4 protein-coding genes are annotated in these 7,232 nt (G+C 68.0%); all 4 read right to left on the reverse strand.

Annotation, left to right across the window (positions count from 1 at the left end; all coding sequences use genetic code 11):
* Positions 1 to 80: 80 nt before the first annotated feature.
* Entirely contained in the window at positions 81 to 1,253 is a 1,173-nt protein-coding gene (locus V8246_RS15950) for an HlyD family efflux transporter periplasmic adaptor subunit (protein ID WP_336190088.1), read from the reverse strand.
* Positions 1,250 to 3,388, reverse strand: coding sequence for an ATP-binding cassette domain-containing protein (locus tag V8246_RS15955; RefSeq protein WP_336190089.1), 2,139 nt, complete (start codon positions 3,386 to 3,388; stop codon positions 1,250 to 1,252). Before V8246_RS15955 ends, V8246_RS15950 begins: the two co-directional genes overlap by 4 nt.
* A complete protein-coding gene (locus tag V8246_RS15960) occupies positions 3,385 to 4,746 on the reverse strand; it encodes a TolC family protein (RefSeq protein WP_336190090.1) in 1,362 nt (453 codons plus the stop codon). The genes V8246_RS15955 and V8246_RS15960 overlap by 4 nt, the downstream gene beginning before the upstream one ends.
* A 151-nt stretch (positions 4,747 to 4,897) precedes the next feature.
* Positions 4,898 to 7,232: Ig-like domain-containing protein (locus V8246_RS15965; protein ID WP_336190091.1), on the reverse strand; the 2,335-nt coding region annotated here is incomplete at its 5' end.

Consider the following 7,232-nt stretch of genomic DNA (forward strand, 5'->3'; position numbering starts at 1 on the left):
GACGACAACCGATACGGAGTCAGCCCCGCGGCGGCGACATGCCTCCGGGAATCGCTTGGATGAGGTGCGTGCTGCCGATGCTACCGTTCACGCAGGGCCTCTGCCGCCTTGTTCAAGGGCTTGAGCAGGGAGCTCATGATGGTACGGCGCCCCGTCCTGATCTCGGTCTGCGTCACCATGCCGGGAATGATCGGATAACGGCGGCCGTTCTTGGCCTGCACGTATCCCTTCTGTGTCCGTACGTACACGCGGTAGTACTGGACGCGCTGGTCGGTTTCGTCGCGCAGCGAGTCGGCCGACACGCGTTCCACCACCGCGGGCAACGCGCCGTAGATGGACGAATCGAAGGCGGTGATCTTGACGTTCGCCTGCTGGGCGGGATGGATGAAGGCCACATCGCGCGGACTGATCCGCGTTTCCACCAGCAGGCTGTCGTCCAGCGGGACGATCTCCATCAACTCGCCGCCGGCGGGCACCACGCCGCCTATCGTGGTGATCCGGATATCGTTGACGATCCCGCGAGCCGGCGAACGCATGATCGTTCGCTGCAACTGGTCCAGACGGCCGGTCCGAACCTCGAGCAGGGGCGTCAGCTCGGCGATCGTCTGACTGAGTTCTTCCCGGATGCCGACGAAGTACTGGCTCCTGGCAGCGCTGATGCGCGTGCTCAGTTCGGCGATCTTCTGGCGGATCTTCAGCACTTCGATCGAGTTCGTCGCTCCCGAAGCGAGAAAGGGCTCGATGGTGGCCAGTTCCTGCCGCGCCAGGGCGATCTCGGATTCCATCGCGGCGATATTGCCCCGGAACGATCGCTGGTTCGTCGTCAGCGCCGCCTGCTCCCGGCTCCGGGACGCTTCGGTCAGGGTCACCCCTTCGGGCACAACGAGCTTGGAGGCGCCGCGCGACTCGGCTTCCAGGCGTGCCGCGCGCGCCTGCAGCGCATCTATGCGCGCCTCGGCCTCTCCCACCGCGGACTCGGCACGGACCGGATCCAGCGTCGCCACGTGCTGCCCCCGCTCGACGACATCGCCCTCGCGTACGCGCAACGCCTTGAGCGTGCCGGGTTCGAGCGTCTGGATCAGCATGCTGCGACCGGAGGGCACGACCTTGCCCGGCCCGACGGCGACCTCGTCGATCTCGGTCAACGATGCCCACAGCATGAGCGCGGTCATCGAGCCCACGATCAGCCACAGCGTGGCACGCGCGGCGCGCCTGCCCTGGTCGGGCGTGTCGATCGTCCCGGGTGTGGTCATGGCGTGGGTCCCTCTGCGGCGGCCTTGGCGGAACCGGCCAGTGCGGCGATGACGTCGGCCTTGGGGCCGTCCATGAGGATCCGCCCCTGGTCGACCACCAGCAGGCGGTCCACGATCGATGTCACGGCAAAACGGTGGGTCGACACGATGAGGCTGCGATCGCCCAGCCAGCGTTGGAAACGGCCCAGGAATTCCCGCTCCATGCCGTCGTCGAAGAACGCCGTGGGCTCGTCGAGCAGCAGCACGCGGGGGTCGCGCAGCAGCGTGCGCGCCAGCAGGACGAGCTGACGCTGCCCCAACGACAAGCCCAATCCGCCCTCCCGGACCTGCAGGCTCAGGCCGGCCGGCTGCGCCAGCAGAATCCGGTCGGCACCGAGCGCCGTCAGCAGTTCCATGATCTGTTCGTCTGAAGCCTGGGGCGCACCCATCCTCAGGTTCTCCCTGAGCGTTCCGAAGAAGAGCGCGGAGTCCTGCAAGGCCGGCCCCACGAAACGTCGCAGGTCGAAGGCGTCGTACGCCTGGATCGGCGCACCATCGAGCAGGACCGACCCCGTCTGCGGTGCCGACATGCCGGCCAGCAGCCTCAACAGCGTGGATTTTCCGGCGCCCACTTTGCCGATGACGCCGATGCGCTCGCCCGGCGAGATGACCAGCCTGTCCACCGTCAGCGCCGGCGGCATGTCCGGCCCGTAGGCGAAGCGCACCGCTTCCAGGCGGTAGTGGCCACGCAACGACGCACCGCGCAGTTGGCCGTCGCGCGCCGCGTGGTCGGTCGGCAGTTCGCTCAGCCGGTCCAACCCCTCTTTCCCCACCCGCGCCCCTTGCAGGCGCCCCAGCAGGAGGGCGATGTGCGAAATGGGCGCGATCGCCCGGCTGGTGAGGATGGAGCACGCCAGCACGGCACCGAAGGACAACCGCTGGTCGAACAGCTGGTACACCCCCAGCGTCACCACGCCGACGTAGGCGAACTGCTGGACCGTCTGGCTCCAGTTCGACAGTCCATGCATGATCCGGCGCTGGCTCAAACCGATCCGCGACGACGCATCGTTGACCTGGTTCCAGCGATGCCGGAAATGGGTCTGGGCCTGAAGGTTCTTGATGTCCTCCACCCGCGTGACCGACTCCATCAGCATCGTGTTGCGCAGCGACGATTCCGCGGCACCGTCCCGGGACAGGGCCGCGAGCCGGCGCTGTTGCAGCAGGCCTGGAATGGCCACCAGCGGCAGGGCGAGCAGCGGCACGACCACCAGCGGCCCGCCGATCAGCCAGATGATGAAAATGAAGACGAACAGGAAAGGCAGGTCGAGCAGCGCGCCCAGCGTCGTGGACGTGAGCAGCTCGCGAATCTGCTCCAGGTCGCGCAGTTGCGCGATCAGCGTGCCCGGCGCCTGCGGCCGGGCATCGTTGCGGATATCCAGCATGTGGGAGAAGAACCGCGACGACAGTGCCAGATCCGCTTCGCGGCCGGCGTGGTCGGTGATCGCCACACGCGCCTGCCTCAGCATGAGATCGGCGACCAGTGCGATGGCCACACCCACGACCAGCACCCATAGCGTGTGGGTGGACTGCGCCGGAACCACACGGTCCCAGACCTGCATGGCGAACAGCGAGGTCCCGATCCCCAGCAGGTTGCTGTAGATCGAAGCAGCCCCGAGTTCCACGAACACGCGCTTGTGCGTGGCGAACGCGTCGCGCAGCCAATCGCGCCGGCCCGGCGCCACATGGGCCCCGGCCATGCGCTCGCGCACCGATCCTGCGTGCCGCAGGCGGAAGGCGGGAGCCCCCGCTTGAGGTCCCTCCCCCGGCCACTGGTCGACCGACCAGGAAACGGGCGATTGCCCGCCATCGGCGTCGAACCGCACCGCGTGATAGGCCTCGCCATCGAATGCCGTGATGGCCCAGCTGCGATCGGAACCGTACACGACCATCGGCAGGTCGCCCGCACCCGGGGGCCGGGAACCGGCCGATGCGCGCATCTCGAGCCCGTGATCGCGCGCGTAGGCGGCCAGGGCATCGTCGACGGTCATGCCTTCGGCGGCGGCGCACGCATGCCGCAGTTCTTCCAGGGATACGGGCACGCCGGCCGCCTCGGCTCCCAGCCTGAACGCGGCGATGCGGTGGACGGGCGTCATCATGGATCCATCCGGGTGGACCCGGGGCTCAGCAGCGTATCCACCAGTCGGCCACGGATCCCCAACTGCTCGGCCTTGACCCGCAGCAGATCGGCCCGGGCCCGCAGCTGATCGACCCGGGCCATGTAGATGTCGCGCTCGATCTCGAACACATCGGTCAGCCGGCGCTTGGACAGCATGTACTCCTGCCAGTACAGGTTGCGCGCCCGCTCCAGCAGCGCCACCTGCTGGGCTGCGCTGCCTGCCCGGGCCCGCGCATCCTCCATCTCGTTCGACAGCGCCCGCATGGCCAGGCGCTGCCTCATGATCTCGGTGTCGTAACTGGACTGGGCGGCCAGACTGGCGGCGCGGGCGGCCTGCACGCGATGGCGGGCACCCCCGCCCAGCGACATCCTGCCCGAGAGGAACACGCCGTACTGCGTGCTGTTGACGATCTCCGAGCCTGAGCGTCCGTCGGTTCCGTCGGGCAGGAAGTAGCTGTTGTGGGCAACGCCCACACTGATCGCCGGAAAACGCGCGGCACGGGCCGCCTCCACGTCATGACGGGCTGCGCGCCACTCGGCTTCCGCGGCCGCCACGCTGGGCGAATCGTCCACCGCGGCGAGGGAGACGTCCGTTTGCAGGCGTCGCTCGCCGTCTTCCAGCGAGCCGACGGGCTGCACGTCACGACCCACCAGCAGCCGGATGCGGTCGGCCGCCATCGCCCGGCGCGCGATCACCTGCTGCTGTTGCAGCTGCGCACGCTGGATGGACACCTCGGCGCGCTGCAGATCGGAGACATCGGCCAGCCCGGCCGACACCCGCATCTCGATCTTGCGCCTGACGTCTTCCAGCGTCTCCAGATGCTGGCCGGCCACCTCACCGGCCGAGGACCACATCGCGTGCTCGAAGAACTCGCCGCTCAGCTCGGCGGCGGCCCTTTCCTCGCTGTCGACAGCCAGATGGCGGAAACGCGCCGTGCGCTGTTCGGCCGCGCTCCGGTGGGCGCGTCCCATTCCGAAGTCGTACACCGGCACCTGCAGGCTGAGGTTCATCTGGAGATTCGCGTCCCGATTGCTCTCGGGATCGAATCCCGGCCTCAACGAATACTCCACCACGGGCCAGCGATCGGCTTGCAGCGCTCGCTCCTCCGACTCGCGCTGCTCCACCAGGAAGCCCGCCTGCCTGATCGAGGGATGGGACGAGCGCATGGCGCGCACGGCGGTGGGCAGATCGATCCCGTCGACGGCTTGCGGAGCCGCGGACGCATCGGCCGCCACCGCCGTCTGCATCGCAGCCAAAATTGTCAGTACCGCCAGCAGGATTCGCCCCGCCTGGCGCGGCGGTTGTCCGGATGATCGCACGTGGGTGTCACTCGTCATGGGTGCGGCCCGGGATACGGCGCTGTCGCATCTTCTGTGCAGCATGCGCGCATCATGGGCTGCGTTGGAAGCCTGTGCGGCCGCGCCCTCCCTGGCGCGGTGGCGATGCCCGGTCCGGGACCCTGCCCGGATGGACAGAGCCCCGGCGCCATCAGGCACCGGCCTGGTGACGCACCATGAAGAGTTCCGCCTCCATCATCGCCCCCGGATCCGTCAAGGTCGTCGCGTGGATCGTCGACAGCCCGCCGCCAGACCCGCCGCCAGACCCGCCGAACACCGGCGGCACCATGCTGGCGGGCAGCACGCTGGCGACGGCCGTATCGACATGGCCCGACAAGGCCCCATCGACGAACGGAAGCGACCGGACACCGTCCGCCGGGAAGCCGGTCAGCAGTTCGGTGATGTCGCCCAGCTGGCCGCGGCCGCTGTCGGCCAGACCGCCGAAACCACCGAAACCGCCCGCTCCACCGGTCACTCCGAACATCATCGGCTCATACCGGTCCAGACCGTCGTACAGCAGGCGGTCGGCCGGAGCGTCGAACAGGCTGAACATGTCGCCCCCGGTGTCACGGTACAAGGGATCGCTCCCTCCCATGGGCAATGCCGCCGAGGTCGTGGCATCGGACTCGTCGGCCAGCAGGGCCTGCGACGCGCCGGCGAACATGGCGGAGAAGCCGGACACGCCCCCCGCACCCAACGTCGTCGCGCCGCTGACGTTGCCCGCCAGGTCGGTGGCGGTCAGGCTGCCCTCGAACGCTTCGCCACCGGTGATGACCGAGGCGGTCAGCGAGCTGGAATGGCCCGTGATGATGTTCCCTTCCTCGGTGGCGTTGACGGCCTGCAGACCGGGAACCCCCGTCTGCCGATCGCTGAACGTCACCAGGCCCGTGTCGCGATCGATGCGGAAGTAGTAGTTGGTGGCCGAGCCATTGGAACCCACCACCAGGGTGCTGTTGACCTCGCTGACGTCCGCACCGCGAAGATCGGTGAGCGTCACGGTTTGGCTGGTCCCATTTACGTCCACATAGTTTCCGCTGACGAAGTTCTGGATGTTGGTCAGGGTGCCGTCCGCATTGACGCGGAATACGCTGAATCCGCCGTCCTGCCCGCCGACATAGGCGAAGGTGCCGCCATGGGTGGTGTACGTGGTCACGAAGTCCACCAGGTTCACCCGCAGCGTGGCGTTGTCGGCCACGTTGAAGGTGTTGACCAGGGTCTGCGTGATCGGATCCACCCGGAACACGCTCACCCCGCCATTGCCGCCGCTGGCGACGATGTACTGTTCGCCGGTCGCCAGCCTGGCCACATCCATGCCGCGCAGGTCGTCGATGAACAGGGTGGCGTTGTCCAGCACGCCGCCGCGGAAGGTCAGCGCACCGGTGGTGGGATTGATCTGCCACAGGTCCACGCCGGTCGTGCCGGATATGGCGCTGGTCACCAGGTAGTCGACGCCATTGACCGTGAGGGTGGTCATCGCCTCCATGTCGAACAGATGCGATCCACTCGCGTTGCCCTGGTAACCGCCCGGGGTGAGGCTGCCGTCGGCGCCCAGCTCGAACCAGCGCACACCCGTGAGCCCACCTCCCACGTAGACGAACGTGTCCCCGCTGGTGGTGGTGATGGTGGCAAGCGTTTCCAACCCGCCTACGTCGGCCAGGGGGCCCTGGTTCGCGGACGCAGGCAGGCCGGTCTGGGTCAGCGAGCCGTCGGCCTGGAGCCGGAAGGCGCTGATGCCATTCTCCAGGCTGGCGCCGATCACGTACGTGGTGCCGCCCACATTGGCCGAGCCCACGGCATACACGCTCGACAGCCGAAAGGTGGCGTTGTCGGTGACGGTGCCGACGGTCGCCGCGTCCGGCCCCGGCATGGCGGTGACCGCCGACGGCACGCTCCAGTTCCCGCTGCCATTGGCCGTGGTGGTGTGGATCAGGGTCCCGCCAGCGTTGTAGAGATTGATGACGCTGTTGGGTTCGGCGGTGCCGGTCAGCGTGGTGACCGTGGCCACCGTCGGCGCGGCTGGCGCCACCGTATCCACGGTCACGCTGACCGTGTTGGAGGTGGAGCTGTTGCCCGCGGCATCGGTCAGCACCACGCGGAACTGGTAGCTGCCATCGGCAAGGGCACTCTGTGTGCTGGTCGTGGGCGACCAGGTCCCGCCGCCATTGGTGGACACTTCATACGTCACGGTCGCGCCCGCTTCCACGCCTGCTACCGCCAGATCGAACGTGTTGTCGTTGCTGACGAAGTCGTTGGAGAACGTGCCGCTGTCGGTGAAGTTGCTGAGTGTCAGCGTACCGGCCGGCGGCGGTGTGGCATCGACCGTCAACACCAGCGCCGGGCTGGCCGGGCTTTCGGTGCCCAGGCCGTTGGTCAAGGTGTAGGTGATGCTGTGCGGACCATCGGCCAACGGGCTGTTGGGCGTGAGCGTGCCGGTCACCGGATCGTAGGTCGCCGGCACCGCCACCCCGTCCACATACAGGGTCGGC

It is taken from the genome of Pseudoxanthomonas sp. F11 (assembly GCF_037046485.1).
In the GTDB taxonomy this organism is placed as follows: Bacteria; Pseudomonadota; Gammaproteobacteria; order Xanthomonadales; family Xanthomonadaceae; genus Pseudoxanthomonas_A.

What these genes read in the sequence shown, in the direction of transcription:
- V8246_RS15950 (WP_336190088.1), bottom strand. Translation starts at nt 1,253, where the DNA reads ATGACCACACCCGGGACGATCGACACGCCCGACCAGGGCAGGCGCGCC.
- V8246_RS15955 (WP_336190089.1), bottom strand. Translation starts at nt 3,388, where the DNA reads ATGATGACGCCCGTCCACCGCATCGCCGCGTTCAGGCTGGGAGCCGAG.
- V8246_RS15960 (WP_336190090.1), bottom strand. Translation starts at nt 4,746, where the DNA reads ATGACGAGTGACACCCACGTGCGATCATCCGGACAACCGCCGCGCCAG.